This is a genomic window from Streptomyces sp. NPDC048353 (assembly GCF_055587165.1).
Genome location: NZ_JBVJGU010000014.1, coordinates 1 through 15,666, shown reverse-complemented (window position 1 = coordinate 15,666; position 15,666 = coordinate 1). Strand labels below are relative to the sequence as shown.

12 protein-coding genes are annotated in these 15,666 nt (G+C 72.0%); 7 read left to right on the top strand and 5 right to left on the bottom strand.

Annotated elements, in window-relative coordinates; genetic code table 11:
* Nucleotides 1-108 precede the first annotated feature (108 nt).
* The 5 genes from sigJ to ACZ6RC_RS32375 all read left to right on the top strand — a co-directional run bounded on the left by sigJ (nucleotide 109) and on the right by ACZ6RC_RS32375 (nucleotide 6,915).
* Complete coding sequence (sigJ, locus tag ACZ6RC_RS32395; RefSeq protein WP_469590157.1) at nucleotides 109-1,053, top strand: RNA polymerase sigma factor SigJ; 945 nt, start codon at nucleotides 109-111, stop codon at nucleotides 1,051-1,053.
* 147 nt (nucleotides 1,054-1,200) lie between these two features.
* Nucleotides 1,201-2,466, top strand: coding sequence for an NAD(P)/FAD-dependent oxidoreductase (locus ACZ6RC_RS32390; protein ID WP_469590154.1), 1,266 nt, complete (start codon nucleotides 1,201-1,203; stop codon nucleotides 2,464-2,466).
* A 251-nt stretch (nucleotides 2,467-2,717) separates the two neighbouring features.
* Nucleotides 2,718-3,206, top strand: a complete 489-nt coding sequence (locus ACZ6RC_RS32385; protein ID WP_469590149.1) for a carboxymuconolactone decarboxylase family protein — start codon at nucleotides 2,718-2,720, stop codon at nucleotides 3,204-3,206.
* Nucleotides 3,207-4,033: 827 nt separating this feature from the next.
* Complete coding sequence (locus tag ACZ6RC_RS32380; RefSeq protein WP_469590146.1) at nucleotides 4,034-5,338, top strand: D-alanyl-D-alanine carboxypeptidase family protein; 1,305 nt, start codon at nucleotides 4,034-4,036, stop codon at nucleotides 5,336-5,338.
* A gap of 212 nt (nucleotides 5,339-5,550) precedes the next feature.
* Complete coding sequence (locus ACZ6RC_RS32375; RefSeq protein ID WP_469590143.1) at nucleotides 5,551-6,915, top strand: APC family permease; 1,365 nt, start codon at nucleotides 5,551-5,553, stop codon at nucleotides 6,913-6,915.
* 106 nt (nucleotides 6,916-7,021) lie between these two features.
* Here ACZ6RC_RS32375 and ACZ6RC_RS32370 read toward each other — a convergent pair whose 3' ends face one another.
* The 5 genes from ACZ6RC_RS32370 to ACZ6RC_RS32350 form a co-directional block, all read right to left on the bottom strand.
* Nucleotides 7,022-7,978, bottom strand: coding sequence for a hypothetical protein (locus ACZ6RC_RS32370; RefSeq protein ID WP_469590140.1), 957 nt, complete (start codon nucleotides 7,976-7,978; stop codon nucleotides 7,022-7,024).
* 128 nt (nucleotides 7,979-8,106) lie between these two features.
* Complete coding sequence (gene xdhC / locus ACZ6RC_RS32365; RefSeq protein WP_469590137.1) at nucleotides 8,107-8,916, bottom strand: xanthine dehydrogenase accessory protein XdhC; 810 nt, start codon at nucleotides 8,914-8,916, stop codon at nucleotides 8,107-8,109.
* 1 nt (nucleotide 8,917) lies between these two features.
* Nucleotides 8,918-11,398, bottom strand: a complete 2,481-nt coding sequence (gene xdhB, locus ACZ6RC_RS32360) for a xanthine dehydrogenase molybdopterin binding subunit (RefSeq protein ID WP_469590135.1) — start codon at nucleotides 11,396-11,398, stop codon at nucleotides 8,918-8,920.
* Entirely contained in the window at nucleotides 11,395-12,858 is a 1,464-nt protein-coding gene (locus ACZ6RC_RS32355) for a xanthine dehydrogenase small subunit (protein ID WP_469590132.1), read from the bottom strand. The genes xdhB and ACZ6RC_RS32355 overlap by 4 nt, the downstream gene beginning before the upstream one ends.
* Before the next feature lie 519 nt (nucleotides 12,859-13,377).
* A complete protein-coding gene (locus tag ACZ6RC_RS32350; RefSeq protein ID WP_469590128.1) occupies nucleotides 13,378-13,878 on the bottom strand; it encodes a cupin domain-containing protein in 501 nt (166 codons plus the stop codon).
* A 259-nt stretch (nucleotides 13,879-14,137) separates the two neighbouring features.
* Here ACZ6RC_RS32350 and ACZ6RC_RS32345 point away from each other — a divergent pair, with 259 nt between their 5' ends.
* On the top strand, nucleotides 14,138-14,500 hold the full coding sequence (locus ACZ6RC_RS32345) for a PRC-barrel domain-containing protein (protein WP_469590123.1): 363 nt from the start codon (nucleotides 14,138-14,140) through the stop codon (nucleotides 14,498-14,500).
* Nucleotides 14,501-14,696: 196 nt separating this feature from the next.
* Nucleotides 14,697-15,323: a class I SAM-dependent methyltransferase gene (locus tag ACZ6RC_RS32340; protein ID WP_469590314.1), complete on the top strand. Its 627-nt coding sequence runs from the start codon at nucleotides 14,697-14,699 to the stop codon at nucleotides 15,321-15,323.
* Nucleotides 15,324-15,666: the final 343 nt, after the last annotated feature.

The window sequence follows — 15,666 nt, the reverse complement described above, 5'->3', positions numbered from 1 at the left end:
CCCGTGCGGGGGCGGCCCCGGGTCCCGGTAGAGCACCCCCGTGGTCTCGGCCCGGGCTCGCGGGATGCCGCCCAGGGCTCCGTCCGGACTCGGGCTAGGATCCGGTCCATGGCGCTGACGGCGAAGGACGTGGACCGTTTCGAGGCCGCCAGGCCCCGTCTGGAGGCGGTCGCCTACCGTCTCCTCGGCTCGGTGAGCGAGGCCGAGGACGCCGTACAGGAGACGTTCCTGCGCTGGCAGGCCACCGATCCCCACCGGATCGAGGTCCCTGAGGCCTGGCTGACGAAGGTCCTGACCAACCTGTGCCTCAACCAGCTCGCCTCGGCCCGCGTACGGCGCGAGTCCTACGTGGGCCAGTGGCTGCCCGAGCCGCTGCTGGAGGGCGACCCCATGCTCGGGCCCGCCGACACCGCGGAGCAGCGCGAGTCGGTCTCCTTCGCGGTGCTGACGCTGATGGAGCGGCTGGCGCCACGGGAGCGCGCGGCCTATGTGCTGCGGGAGGCCTTCGGATACTCCCACCGGGAGATCGCCGGGATCCTCGAGGTCGGCGAGTCGGCCGCCCAGCAGCTCTTCCACCGCGCCCGAAAGCATCTCGCGGAGGGCAGGGCGCGTGCGGAGATCGACCGGGCCGCCGCCCGGCGCGTCGTCGAGGAGTTCCTGGCGGCCGCCACCAGCGGCCGGACCGAACCGCTGGTACGGCTGCTGACCGCCGACGCCCGGGCGATCGGCGACGGCGGCGGGAAGATCCCGGCCCGCGCCAAGGCGTTCGAAGGCGCCCAGGCGGTCGCGACGTTCCTGCGCGGCCTGTTCAGCCCCGGGCCCGCCAAGCGCGCCCTGGCCGGCGGATCGCCCGGTGTCTATCTCACGACCGCCAACGGCGGCCCCGCCGTCGTGGCGGTCGTCGACGGCCGGGTCGTCGGCATCATGTGCCCGGAGGTCACGGCCGAGGGCATCGCGGCGTTCCGCAACCAGGTCAACCCCGACAAGCTGCGGCGCGCGAGCGCGAGGTGGGCGGCCGCCGACCACGGCGCACCCCTCTTCCACGCCTTCTGACCGCAACCACCCCCGGCTCCCACCCCGCCCCGGGTGGCGGTGTGTCCTGCTTCACACCGCCCGTCCTGTCAGGGATCGGGGCGCTGCCCGGTTCAAGAGGTGCAACCGCGCATCTCCCGCAGCGGACCGTGCAGACAGGAGCAGGACATGCAGCACCGCATCATCGTTCTCGGCGCCGGGTACACCGGCGCGGTCGCGGCCGGCCGTATCGCCCGCCGACTGCACCGCGACGACGTCGCCATCACGCTCGTCAACCCCGAACCCGACTTCGTCGAACGGGTCCGGATGCACCAGCTCGCCACCGGACAGGACCTGCCGTCCCGGCCCTTCAGCGGCATGTTCGCGGGGACCGGCGTCGAGGTGACGCTCGCCCGGGTCACCGGTGTCGACGTCGACCGCAAGACCGTCACCCTCGCCCCCACCGCGACTCCCGCACCCACTGGCACCGGCACCGGCGCCGGCACGGAGGCCCCGGCCGCGATCGGCGCCGACGGCGGTGTGCGGCAGCTCCCGTACGACACCCTCGTGTACGCCCTCGGCAGCGGCTGGGACGACGGAGGCGTACCCGGTGCCGCGGAGCACGCCTTCGAGATCGCGTCCCGGCCCGGAGCGCTGCGGCTGCGCGAGCGGCTCGCGTCCCTGCGGGCCGGCCAGTCTGTGGTCGTGGTCGGCGGCGGCCTGACCGGTCTGGAGGCGGCGAGCGAGATCGCCGAGGCCCGACCGGACCTCGACGTGACCCTCGCCGCCCGCGGCGGCCTGGGGGAGTGGCTGAGCGGCAAGGGCCGCGGGCACCTGCGGAAGGTCTTCGACGGGCTCGGCATCACGGTGCACGAGCACACCGCCGTCACGCGCGTCGACGCCGACCACCTCACCACCGCCGACGGCACGGTCATCCCGGCCGCGGTCACGGTGTGGACCACCGGCTTCGCCACCCACCCCCTCGCCCGGGCCACTGCCCTGGAGGTCACCGACGCGGGCCGGATCATGGTCGACCCCACCATGCGCTCGCTCTCGCACCCCGACGTGTACGCGATCGGCGACGCGGCCCTGGCGATGGGTCCGGGCGGCAAGCCACTGCGCATGTCCTGCGCCTCGGGCACCCCCATGGCGTGGCTGGCCGCCGACGCCCTCGCCGCCCGCCTCACCGGCGGGAAACTCCCCAGCATGCCGGTCCGCTACTTCAACCAGTGCCTCTCCCTGGGCCGCAGGCAGGGACTGATCCAGTACGTCACCGCCGACGACCGCGCCGTCAGCGCGGCCCTGACCGGCCGGACGGCCGCCCTCTACAAGGAACTCGTCTGCAAGGGCGCCGCCTGGGCCGTCGCGCACCCGACCCTCGGCCTGCCCACCCGCCGCCGCCGCACCACGGCGACCACGGCCCGGGCGAACTCCCCTCTGCCCGCCTCGACCTGACACCTCCGGCACCACGGGCGCCCGCACCCCCTGTCACAGGGCGGGCGCCCCGTCCCGAGCCGCCCCGTCCCGAGCCGGCCCCGCCCCCGGACGGTGCCGTACGGCCTGAGTCGTACGCCCCCGCCGGGGCCGGGCTGTCGGCCATCGACCGTCGGCCGCAAAAAAGATTCGTCGCATCCGGTCACACTTCCGCCGTCTGCTCCGTCAGTGAGGTGAAGACACCGGACAGGCCGATGCGAAGGAGCCCCACCATGACGACCACCCCGATCTCCCGGATGCCCGATCCCGCCGCGTTCGTTCCGGAGGTGAGCGAGGTCAGCGCGGCCCTGTTCCGGGCCACGGGCAACCGGTCGGTGCCGCGCACGACGATGAGCCTGGTGCACCTGCGGGCCGGGCAGATCGTCGGCAACACCTATCTGACCATCCTGAACACCAGCTTCCTCCGTAAGGCGGGAGAGACCGAGGAGCGCATCACCGCGGTCGCCTCCTGGCAAGACGCCCCGTACTTCACCGATGCCGAGCGTGCGGCCCTCGCTCTGGTGGAGGCGACGCTCCAGCCGGCGCCGCACGGCCGGGAGCGGGTCACCGACGAGCTGTACGCCGAGGTGGCCCGGCACTACGACGACAAGGCGCTGACAACCCTGACCATCGCGATCGGCCAGATCTCGTTCTTCATCGCCCTGGCCGTGATCGGCAAGCCGGCACCGGTCGGATCCCTCGCCGACGAACAGTGGTCCTGACCCCGCCCCTGTCCTCGGCCCCTCATTCGGCGGCGCGGCGGTCAGCAGAATATGACCGATCGGCAACAAACTGACCGGATGGGCAACTTTCTGACCGACTCGATCATCTCGTTGCTCGACATGGTCAGACGCAGGTAAGAGGGCCGAGCATGAATGCGGTACCGGTGGACGGGGCGTCCCCTAGAGGGTCGGAGAACGAGCGGCTTCCGGGCGGCGATGACGCCGCGCGGGTCGACGGCGCGGACGGGGTCGGTGGTGGCGGGAGCGCCCGTCCCGCCACGCCGGGGGAGACCACCCGTGAAGCGGTAACGAACCCGGAAGGGGACGCGGCCGCGCCGGACGCGGGCCCGGAAGCACCCACGGCCACGCCGGACCGGGAAGCGGCCACGCCTGACCCGGCCCCGTCCGAGGCGGACACGGAACCGGCCACGCCGGACCCGGACCCGGAAGCAGAAGAGGTCACGGCGTCGCGGGACGAGCCGGTACGGGCTCCGGGCCCCGCGCTGGATCCCCGGTCGGCGGCCGCCGGCGCCGCCACCCGCCCTTCCTGGGCCGCCCCGGACCCCGAACCTGTCTCCGCGCCCGAACCGGCACCGAAACCCCAACCCGCACCGACACCTGAACCCCCGGCGGTACAGGCACCGGACCCCGCACGCGCACCCGCCCGGGAACCCGCGGACGCCCCTCCGTCTCCGCCCGCACCGCCTCCGGCCTCCGCCCCCACCCTCACTCTCACCCTGACTCCCTCCTCACCCGCCGGCGCCCGCGACCGCGCTCCGAGTCCGGTGCCGGCGCCGGAAGCCGCGTCCCCGTCACCTGCATCGCTCGTGTCACCCGCGTACGACCCGCCGACGGAGCACACCGACGAGCTTCCCGCGTCCCCAACCGCGAAGCGGACCTCCCTGCGGTGGCTCAAGATCTCCACGTCGCTCGTCCTGCTGGCGGCCGTGGCCTTCGTGGCCGTGCAGGCACTGCGGCCGCTGCCCGCGCCGGCGGTCGGCGGCGCCAAGGCCTCGTACGCCCTGCCGGGCCGGTTCGAGATCCCGTGGCCCGACCACGGACAGGGCGCGGTCCACCTTCCCGGCACCGGCCAGGTCGCCGTGTTCGGACCGCAGGAGTCGGTACCGACCGCCAGCGTCGCGAAGATCATGACGGCGTACGTCATCCTCCAGGGGCATCCCCTGAAGAAGGGCGAGGAAGGGCCGCGGATCGCGGTGGACGCCCAGGCGGTCGCGGAGGGGACGTCCAGGAACGAGTCCAGGATCCAGGGCCTGACGCAAGGAGCGACCTTCAGCCAGCAGGACATGCTGAAGATGCTGATGATCCCGTCGGGCAACAACATCGCCCGGCTGCTGGCCCGCTGGGACGGCGGCGGCGCCTCCACGGCGCCCTTCGTGGCGAAGATGAACGCCGCGGCCAAGGACCTGGGGATGCACGACACCGTCTACACCGATCCCAGCGGCCTGGACTCCCGGACCGTGAGCACGGCCGTCGACCAGCTGAAGCTGGCGGAGGCGGCCATGAAGTCCGACGTGTTCCGGGCGATCGTCGCCCTGCCCGACGCCACGATCGAGGGGCTGCCCGAGCCGCTGTACAACAACAACGCCAGCCTGCTGCTCGCCGGGTTGAGCATCAAGGGCATCAAGACCGGTTCCAGCACGCCGGCGGGCGGCACGCTGGTGTGGGCGGCCTACAAGACGGTCGGCGAGAAGACGCCGCTGATCCTCGGCTCGCTGATGGGCCAGCGGGCCGAGGGGCCCGATCCCGACGCCCTGCGGAGCCTAGACCTGGTGAAGACCAACGCCCAGAAGGTCGTCGCGGCCGTCCGCGCGGGCCTCACCGACGGGAAGATCGTCTCCCGGGGACAGACGGTCGGGTGGGTGCGGGACGCGCTGGGCCGTCGTACGCCCCTGGTGGCCGTACGCGACATCGAGGTCGTCGGCGTACCCGGGCAGAGGCTGGACGCCGTGCTCCGCGTGAACGGCGCAGGGCTGCCCAGCTCGGCGGCACCCGGCACCGAGGTCGCCACGCTGACGGTGGGCAGCGGCCCGCAGGCCCTCCGGGTCCCGGTGGCGGTACGGGAAGGGCTGACCGAGCCCACGCTCCTCGACAGGCTCACCCGCCTCCCCTGACCCGCGCGCTCCCCGACGCCGGGGGACCGGAGCCGCAGTGGAGGGGCGTCGGGGAGGCATGGACGGCCGGGTGGCATGCGGCTTCACCGCCCGAGTACGTGGAAGGGGCATTGCGGGCGCACATCGGGGGCACCAGTCGACTCGGACCCTCGGCGTGCCCCCACGTCGACGCCCACCCGGCCCCGACCTCGACATCCGAAGAAACAGAGACCATGACCCCGCCCCCCACCAGCCCCGCACCCGCGCCCGCGCCCCAGGCCCCGCTCCGCAAGGTCCTCACCACCCGGCTGCTGTACTTCTTCATCCTCGGCGACGTGCTCGGCGCCGGGGTGTACGTGCTGATCGGCCAAGTCGCGGCCGCCTCGGGCGGCGCCGTCTGGGTGCCCCTCACCGTGGCCCTGCTGCTCGCGCTCCTCACGGCCGCCTCGTACGCGGAGCTGGCGACGAAGTACCCCCGCGCTGGCGGCGCCTCCCACTACGCCACGCGCGCCTTCGGCCCGGCGGTCGGGTTCTTCACCGGCTACTGCATGCTGGCCGCCGGCATCGTCTCGGTCGCGGCGCTGGCGCGCGGCTTCGCCGGGGACTATCTGCGGGCTTTCGTCTCCCTGCCGCTCGTGCTGGTCGCCGTCGCGTTCCTCGCCCTGCTGGCGCTGCTCAACGCGCGCGGCATCCGGGAGTCGACCCGGGCCAACACCCTCGCCACGCTGGTCGAGGCGAGCGGTCTCCTGATCATCGTCGGACTGGGCGTGTGGATCACCGTCCGAGGAGACGGGGACGTCGGCCGGCTGACGCAGCTCGGCACGACGGCGGAGGGGCCCCTGGCAGCCGTGCTGAGCGGAGCCGTCCTCGCCTACTACTCCTTCGTCGGGTTCGAGACCTCCGTGAACGTGGCCGAGGAGACACGCGACCCCGGCCGGTCCTATCCCCGCGCCCTGTTCGGCGCGCTGCTGACCGCGGGCGCCCTGTACGCGGCCGTCGGGGCCGCCGCCTCCGCGGCCGTACCGACCGGGACGCTCGCCGCGTCCGACGGTCCGCTCCTCGAGATCGTCCGGGCCGCCGGACACGTGCCGGTACAGGTGTTCGCCCTGATCGCGCTGGTGGCGGTCGCCAACGGCGCCCTCCTCACGGGGATCATGACCTCGCGCCTCGCCTACGGGATGAGCCGGGAAGGGCTCCTGCCCGGCTTCCTCGCCCGCGTCCTTCCCGGCCGGCGCACGCCCTGGGCCGCGATCGCCGTCACCACGGCGCTGTCCGCGCTACTGGCGACGAGCGGGGGGATCGACGTCCTGGCCGGCACGCTGGTACTGCTCCTGCTGGTCGTGTTCTTCGTCGTGAACCTGGCCGTCCTCGTGCTGCGCCGCGACGACGCGGCGGGCACCGGTCACTTCCGTACCCCCACGGTCGTCCCGGTCCTCGGCGCCCTGTCCTGCGTCGCGCTGGCGACCCAGGTGGAGGCACCGGTGTGGTGGCGGGGCCTGGTGGTACTGGCCGTCGGCGCCCTCCTCGGCGCCTTGACCCTGCTCCGCCGCCGCCGCCACACGCCGACCCCCGCCGAACCGCCCACCACCCGCGTCTGACCCCCGCTCCACCCGACCGCCCCGCCCGGCGTCTCCGCCTCGGACGGCGACCCTGACGGGGCGGGGTGCACGGTGCTCGAAGGGCGGGCGACGACAGAAAGGCAGGCTAGACGCGTCGCAGGGTGTAGAGCTGCCAGGGGTCGGGGTCGCCTAGGTATACGTACAGCTTCGGGTGCGCGCGGGTTCCGTAGACGCTCCAGCCGTCCATGCCGACGGGGCACGTGTCGACGGTGACGTCGACCTGCTGGGAGTACGGGCCGTCGACAGGGTCAAAGGCCCACGTGCCCGTGCCGGTGCATTCACCGACCTGGGGCTCGGAAGGGCCGAGGGCGTCGTCGAAGGCGAAGGTCTCGACGCGGGTCGCGGACGCCGTGCCGTTCGGGGTGAGGATGAGGGTGCCGTCCTTGCCGTCGGAGTACGTGCCGGCGATCTGCTGCGCGTTCAACAGTGGAGGCTCGTAACCGAGCCCGGCGTACAGGGCGGCCCCGGCAAGCGAGCAGGCCGTCACGGCGGTGAGCGTCCCATACAGCGCGACCCGCCCGAACATCGCGCCGCCGGAGAGCGGCGAACGGTCCGGCAGCAGCAGCCTGCGGGCGACCAGGGCAGGGGCGGCGAGCGCGATGGTCGCCGCGAGCCACCCGCCGAGGCCGGCCTGGACGCCGGCCTCGGCGAGGATCGCCACGGCCGGGACCGGCAGGGCGGTCGAGGCGGACGTCGCCGCGGGGACCCACCACCACCCCTCGCGTCCAGAGAATCTACGGCCGAGCCAGGCGGCCACGGTCAGGAGCGGCATCACCACGCTGACCGTCACCAGCGCACCGATCACGGCTCCCGCCGCCGCGAGGAACGGCGTGGCGATCACCAGCACGACGAGCCCCAACCCGTGGGAGGGCAGAGCCGGGCGCTCTTGGGTCTGCTCCCACACCTGGTTCGCGACCGTTCCGACCACGGCCTCGACGAGAAGCACCGAGACCGAGGCCGCGATCACGGCACCGAACCTGTCCCTGACGCGCGCCTGGCCCCGGACGTGATCCGGCAGCGGCTTCTGAACTTCTGAACGCATTCAAATCCCCCTCCCGGTTCACATCATGCACCACAGCGGCGCCCACTCACCGCGCACCCCCGGGCCGCCCGATGCCCACCCTGCTGCGCCCGCGCATGGCACCCAGCTCCCGCCGCCGCGTGCGGCTCTCAGCTGCCCTCGGACTCGAAAGTGCGCAGCAGATCGGCGGCGACGCTCACGGCGATGGTGGAGGGATCCTTGCCGGTGATGTCGGCCAGGCCGATCGGGGTCTTGATCCGATCGATGGTCGCCTCGTCGTGACCGCCCTCGGTGGCGAGGCGTTTGCGGAACCGGGCCCACTTGGCCGCCGAGCCGATCAGGCCGATGGAGCCGAGGTGGGGGAGACGGAGGGCGGCGTCGCACAGTGCGGCGTCCTCGGCATGGTCATGCGTCATGATCAGGACGTGGGTGCCGTGCGGCAGTTCCTCCAGTACCTCCTCGGGCAGCAGCGGCGTGTGATGGACGTGGACCTGCGCCACCGCGTCCGCCAGTCCGGCGAGCCGCTCCTCGGTGAGCAGGTCGGGGCGGCTGTCGATCAGATGCAGGTCCAGGTCCTGACGTGCCAGGATGCGCGCCAGCTCCAGCCCGACGTGCCCGACGCCGAAGACCGCCACCGCCCGGACCGTCGGCAGCGGTTCGAGCAGCACCGAGACCGTTCCGCCGCAGCACTGCACGCCATGCCGGTTGACCGCCTTGTCGTTGAGGGCGAAATCCATCAGCTCCGGCTCCGGCTTGCCCGCGGCGATCATCTCCCGGGCCCGGTCGATCGCCACCGCCTCCACATTGCCGCCACCGATGGAGCCCCATGTCGTCGTCCGGCTCGCCACGAGCTTCGCGCCGGCGTCGCGCGGGGCGTGGCCCCGCACGGTCACGACGGTCACGAGCACGCCGGGCTCCCGGCGTGCCCGCAACCGCGCGACCGCGGCGACCCAGGTCATGTCAGGCACCGCTCAGCGCTTCGGCGTCGGGACGGACCGCGCCGTCGGCCGGACCGGAACGGAGGGACGGGCCCACGGCGTGACCGTTCTCGACGTGCCGGGCCCCGGCCTGACCGTCGGCGGAAGCCTCCCCGGCCGGGGTGCCCTCGCGAGCCTCGCCCTGACGAGCCGCCTGGACCGCCCAGTACACCGCTTCCGGCGTCGCGGGCGAGGCCAACTCCACACTGATCCCGCCCGGCCCGAACGCGGCGGCGGCCTGCCGCAGCGCTTCCCGTACCGAGAACGCCAGCATCAGCGGAGGTTCCCCCACCGCCTTGGACCCGTACACCGCACCCTCTTCGGTGGCGTTCTCCAGGAGCCGGACGTGGAAATCCTCGGGCATATCCGAGAAGCTCGGCAGCTTGTACGTGCTCGCGGCCTGGGTGAGCAGGCGGCCGCGGTGGGGGCCGTCACCGGCGTCCCAGCGCATGTCCTCGAGGGTCAGCCAGCCCGCGCCCTGCACGAACCCACCCTCGACCTGGCCGATGTCGATCATCGGGGAGAGGCTGTCGCCGACGTCGTGCACGATGTCCACCCGCCGGATCCGGTACGCGCCGGTGAAGCCGTCCACCTCCACCTCGGCCGCGGCGGCGCCGTGGGAGAAGTACTTGAACGGCGAGCCATGGAACGTCTTCGCGTCCCAGTGCAGCCCCTCCGTCCGGTAGAAACCGGCCGCCGACAGCTGCACACGCTGGAGGTACGCGGTGCGCACCAGGTCGTCCCAGGCCACTTCCCGGTCGCTGCCCAGGGCGCGCGCGACGCCCTCCACGATCCGTACGTCCGAGGCACTGGAACCCAACCGGGTGGCGGCCACCACCCGCAGCCGCTCGCGCAGCTGCTCACAGGCGTTCTTCACCGCCGCACCGTTGAGGTCCGCCCCGGCGCTGGCCGCGGTAGCGGAGGTGTTGGGCACCTTGTCGGTACGCGTCGGAGCCAGCCGTACCTTGTGCAGCGGGATGCCCAGCGTGGTCGCCGCCACCTGCAGCATCTTGGTGTGCAGGCCCTGACCCATCTCGGTGCCGCCGTGATTGATCAGGACCGAACCGTCCTTGTAGATCAGCACCAGCGCACCGCCCTGGTTGAAGGCGGTGAGGTTGAACGAGATCCCGAACTTCAGGCCGGTGACGGCGAGCGCCCGCTTGGTGTGCGGATGCGCGGCGTTGAAGGCGGCGATCTCACGCCCGCGGTCGGCGATGCCGGCGTCGTCCTTGACCTGCTCCCAGACGGCGGAGATGCGTTCCGGCTGAACCACCGGCTGTCCGTACGGCGTCGACTGGCCCGCCCGGTAGAAGTTGCGCTCCCGCAGCTCCATCGGGTCCAGCCCGAGCAGCGGCGCGCACCGGCCCATGATGTCCTCGATCACCAGCATGCCCTGCGGCCCGCCGAAGCCGCGGAAGGCGGTGTTGGAGACCTTGTTGGTCCGGGCGATGCGGCCGGCGACGCGGGCGTGGGGAATCCAGTACGTGTTGTCGATGTGGCACAGCGCGCGGGCCACCACCGGCTCGGACAGGTCGAGGCTCCAGCCGCCGTCCGCGGTCAGGGTGGCGTCCAGGGCCTGGATGCGTCCGTCGGCGTCGAAGCCGATCCGCCACCGGGCGTGGAACCCGTGCCGCTTGCCGGACATGGTCAGATCCTGCGTCCGGTTGAGCCGTACCCGGACCGGCCGGCCCGTCAGCCTGGCACCGAGCGCGGCGACGGCCGCGAAGCCGTGCGGCTGCATCTCCTTGCCGCCGAAGCCTCCGCCCATCCGCAGGCACTGCACGGTCACCTCGTGGCTGTGCAGACCGAGGACGTGCGCCACGATCTCCTGGGTCTCGGAAGGATGCTGAGTACTGCTCTGGACGAACACCTGCTCGGCCTCGTCGACATAGGCGAGCGCCGCGTGCGTCTCCAGGTAGAAGTGCTCCTGGTCGGAGAACTGGAACTCGCCGCCGAAGACGTGCGCGGAGTCGGCGAAGCCGGCGTCGACGTCACCGGTCACCATCACGGGCCGGGCGCCGTGGAAGCTCTCCGCCGCCATCGCGTCCTGCAAGGTGATCACGGACGGCAGCTCGTCAAGGTCCACCTCGACGGCCTCCGCGCCGAGCCGGGCCGCCTCCAGCGTCTCGCCGAGGACCCAGGCGACGGCGTGACCGTGGAACATCACCGTGTCGGGGAAGAGCGGCTCGTCGTGCTTCATCCCGGCGTCGTTGACGCCGGGCACGTCGGCCCCGGTCAGCACCCGGACCACTCCCGGGACGGCGAGCGCCGGCTCCGTGCGCAGGTCGGTGATGCGGCCGTGGGCCTTCATGACCTGGACCGGGTAGGCGTGCAGCACGTCCTTGGTGCGATGGACCAGGTCGTCGGTGTAGAGCGCGCTGCCGGTGACGTGCTGGACGGCACTCTCGTGCGGCATCGACAGACCGACGGCGGGCTTCTCGGGACGCTCGGACAGATGACTCATGACGACACCGCCTCGGTGGTTCGCGTGTACAGCTTGCGCAGGCTCTGGCCGAGCATCGCGGAGCGGTACGCGGCGCTGGCGCGGTGGTCGGACATCGGCGTGCCCTCGGACCGGAGCACCGGCACCGCGGCCTCGACGGTCTCCGCCGTCCACGGCCTGCCCTCCAAGGCGGCCTCGGTGGCGACGGCACGGATCGGGGTCGCGGCCACGCCGCCCAGGCCGATGCGTGCCTTGCGGACGATCCCGTCCTCGATGCCGAGCGCGAACGCGACCGCCACACTGGAGATGTCGTCGAAGCGCCGTTTGGCGATCTTGTGGAAGGCCGCGACCGGGGACAGCGGCAGCGGGACGCGCACCGAGCGGATCAGCTCGCCCGGCCGGCGCACGCTCTGCCGGTATCCGGTGAAGTACTCCGCCAGCGGGACCTCGCGCTCTCCGTCGGCGTCGGCGAGCACCACCGACGCCTCCAGCGCGAGCAGCACCGGCGGACTGTCACCGATGGGGGACCCCGTCCCCAGATTGCCGCCGAGAGTCGCGCCGTTGCGGATGAGCCGGGACGCGAACTGCGGGAACAGATCCGCGAGAAGCGGGACGGCGCCGTCGAGACGGCGCTCGATCTCGGTTAGGGTGAGCGCGGCCCCGATCTCGATGTGGTCGGAGGCGACACGCAATTCCCGCAGCTCGGGCAGTCGGTCGAGGGCCACCACACAATCGGCCCGCCGGGCACGGATGTTCACCTCCACGCCCCAGTCGGTGGACCCGGCGACCAGCACCGCGTCGGGCCGCTCGCGCAGCACCTCCAACGTCTCGGCGAGGGTGTTCCTGCGCAGGAACGTCCGGCCGTCCCGGGTGTACTCGGTGGCGACCGGCGCGGGCGGCGACTGCTCGCGGCGCCGGGCCAGCGGGTCCTCGTCCGTGGGTGTGCCGACGGCGAACGCGGCGTCGCGGATCGGCCGGTAGCCGGTGCAGCGGCACAGATTGCCGCTCAGCGCGTGCAGATCGAAGCCGTTCGGGCCGTGCTCGGCGTCGCTGCCGCCGACCGGGTCCGTGTGCGCGCAGCGGTCGGGGCGGTAGTACTCGGCGGCCATGCTGCAGACGAACCCCGGTGTGCAGTAACCGCATTGGGATCCGCCGCGGACCGCCATCTCCTCCTGCACCGGGTGCAGGGTGGGCGGTGTGCCGGGGCTGTCGACGGAGGCGAGGCCCTCGGCGGTGATGACCTCCTGGCCGTCGAGTGCCGCGGCCGGGACCAGACAGGCGTTCACCGCCACCCAGTCGGTGGGCTTGTTCACGCCGGGGCGGGCCACCAGGATCGAGCAGGCGCCGCACTCACCCTCCGCGCAGCCCTCCTTGGTTCCGGTGAGGCCCCGCTCGCGCAGGACGTCCAGCACGGTGGAGTGGGGAGCGGCCGGTGACAGGGGTGTCTCTTTCCCGTTGACCGTGATCCGCGCGGCTACCACGACGGGCCTGCGTTCCGGACAGTGATCGGACGGTTCATCATGTTCGCCAAGACGGGCAGCTTTCTGTGTTTCCGGACGCGCCACAAGACAGGGGCGGTCGGGCGCAGGACGGCACGCGACAGCGGCGTACCAGGAGATCAGAAGAGGGGGGCGGAGGATCCGCGATGTGCCGTCGACGGACACATCAGGACGGCGTCGTCAGCAGCCGTGCGCGATGCGACCCGGAATCCAGACCGTGCTGTGGGCGAGGCGACTCAGGTCGGAGCTGGTGTACATCCGCTGGTCGCCTCCTCTCGGTCGTCATGGGTCTGCGCTGACCGCAAGGTAATGACTGGCGCCGTCGAGGTCAAGGGGTCGGCGCGTCGCCTCCGGGTGAAAGCGGATGCCCGCGGCGCCTGGAAGACGGCTATCGCGACGCGGCTGGCAGGGCTGCCGCCAGGCGATGACCGTGAGGGGTGGGGGGCGGGAACAGCCGGGACGCGGCCCGGGCTATGGGCGGCTGGGCTGTGGACGGCCGAGCTACGGCTGGGTCGGTCGGCAGTAGAGCTGTACGAGTTCGGCGTGCGCGGGGAAACGTGAGACCAGTTCGTGGGGCCGGCCGAGGGTCATGTCGGCGTAGTCGAACCCGGGTGCGACGGCTTCACTGATCAGTGCGTGGTCTCCCGCGGCGAGGTGGGAGGCCTTCCACACCCCTCCGGGAACGGCCAGGGTGAGCACCTGCCCCCGGCCGGTGTCCTGCCCGAGAACGGCGCTGCTGTAGTGCCCGTCGGGGTGGAGCAGGTGATAGGTGATCGCTTCGCCGTGGTGGTGGAAGTGCAGGATGTCGGAGCGGTTCAGGTGCCAGTACCCGACGGGCGACCAGTGGGTGAGCAGGTAGTGGATGGAGGTCAGCGTGTAGCGCTCACCAGCGGGTGTCCGGACGCGCGGCCGGTGGTCCGCCTGAAAGGTCCGCCGGAAATACCCGCCTTCCACGTGCGCTTCCAGGCCGAGGGCGTCGATCCAGTGCTGCGCCGTGATCAAGGCAACCTCCTGTGTGGACCGCCGACGAGGGTGGGGCTGTTTCGAGTGGGCCTCTGTGGACCAGATCGTAAGGGGCTGATTTGGCTGGTCGTCGCTGCCCTCGGCGAGGGCGGGTCGGCGGCGACGGGCATGGGGACGGCGAGACGGGGCACGTGAGAGCGGCCCCGCCCTGCGGGGCCCGGGCGGGACGAAGCGCGTCGAGACAGAGCGCCCGGTCCGGGTAGACGCCAGCAATTCGACATTCAGGAGCTGTTCGTACGTGACTGAGAACGCGTGGAATTACCGTCCGTCCTTCAACTACGCCGTCGGCACGGACCTCGTCGGCTACAAGGTGGAGGCGGTCGACGGAAGCATCGGAAAGGTCGACAAGCACTCCGAGGAAGTGGACGACGCTTACATCGTGGTCGACACCGGTGTGTGGATCTTCGGTAAGGAGGTTCTCCTGCCCGCGAACACGATCTCGCGCGTCGACACGGAGGGCAAGGAGATCACACTGGACCTCTCCAAGGAGCAGATCAAGAACGCCCCTGAGTTTCACCGTGACAAGCACCTCGACGAGGTCGAGTACCGCGATCAGGTGGCTTCGTACTACGAGCAGACGGGCGGCGGCGACCGGAAGTAGCCGCAGGCCGGGGATGCTGTGCGCCCGGGATGCTGCAGTGGTGCGGGATTCGCGCGGTGTCCGCCGGAGACGTGGTCGGTCGAGATAGGGCTTGCATCGATATGGCTCGCATTGGCTTGCATCTGCGACCATGATTTCTAAGAAAGGCATCCACCTTGCCCCGCAGGGGCTCGGCTGACCGGAAGGCGTGCGCGACGTGACTGGGCCACGTGACCCCTGGGCGGAGCTGACCGGCGGAAATGCCGGCGAGGAGTACGCCCGGAGGTTCGCGCGGCTCGCCGAATCGGGCCATGACATCCACGGCGAGGCCGCTTTCTGCGCGGCGCTGCTGAAGCCTGTGGCCCGGGTCCTGGATGCCGGCTGCGGCACCGGCCGCATCGCGATCCGGCTCGCCGAACTGGGCCACCACTGCACCGGCGTGGATGTCGACGCCTCCATGCTCGCCGTCGCCCGCCGCGACGCTCCCGACCAGGAGTGGATCCTCGGCGATCTGGCCCATCTGGATGCCCTCGGCGTGCGTCCGGACTTCGACCTGGCCCTGGCCGCGGGAAACGTCATCCCCCTGCTGGCCCCGGGCACCGGGTCAGCCGTCCTGCGGCAGTTGGCCGCTGTGGTGCGTCCGGGTGGGTTGGTGGTGACGGGGATGGGCCTGGATGCGGCGCATCTGCCGCTGCCGGAGCCGACGGTGACTTTGGATGAGTACGACCGCTGGTGCACCGGGGCTGGGCTGGTCTTGCGTGGGCGTTACGCCACGTGGGGCGGCGATCCTTACGAGCCGGGCTGCGGCTATGCCGTCAGCGTGCACTCCCGCTCTGTGCTTTAGGGCTCCGTTCCCTTGCGCTGGGGGGCTGGCGGGGGAGGGGGTAGGTCCCCAGGTGCGGGCGGTGTACGTCGGGGGCTCAGGTGCTCGCTGGTGCGGGTGAGCGAGGCGTAGGGCCGGGCGGGCGTTCGCCGCGGCTCTCTTCATTCGCCGTCTGGGAAGTCTGTACGGCGGCCACGACCAGCCGACCCGGGAAGAGGCAACGCCAGACCCCGGCCACCTCAGCCGCCCCGCTGTGCCCCGCCCCGCCCTGCCGCCCTGCCGCCCTGTCGTGCCTCTGTGGTGGGGGGGCTGTTGTGGTGAATTGGGGCGACACGCCATGGGTAATCACGGATTGTGGCTATAT

Coding starts and splice junctions, on each gene's coding strand:
- sigJ (WP_469590157.1), top strand. CDS start 109: ATGGCGCTGACGGCGAAGGACGTGGACCGTTTCGAGGCCGCCAGGCCC.
- ACZ6RC_RS32390 (WP_469590154.1), top strand. CDS start 1,201: ATGCAGCACCGCATCATCGTTCTCGGCGCCGGGTACACCGGCGCGGTC.
- ACZ6RC_RS32385 (WP_469590149.1), top strand. CDS start 2,718: ATGACGACCACCCCGATCTCCCGGATGCCCGATCCCGCCGCGTTCGTT.
- ACZ6RC_RS32375 (WP_469590143.1), top strand. CDS start 5,551: ATGACCCCGCCCCCCACCAGCCCCGCACCCGCGCCCGCGCCCCAGGCC.
- ACZ6RC_RS32370 (WP_469590140.1), bottom strand. CDS start 7,978: ATGCGTTCAGAAGTTCAGAAGCCGCTGCCGGATCACGTCCGGGGCCAG.
- xdhC (WP_469590137.1), bottom strand. CDS start 8,916: ATGACCTGGGTCGCCGCGGTCGCGCGGTTGCGGGCACGCCGGGAGCCC.
- xdhB (WP_469590135.1), bottom strand. CDS start 11,398: ATGAGTCATCTGTCCGAGCGTCCCGAGAAGCCCGCCGTCGGTCTGTCG.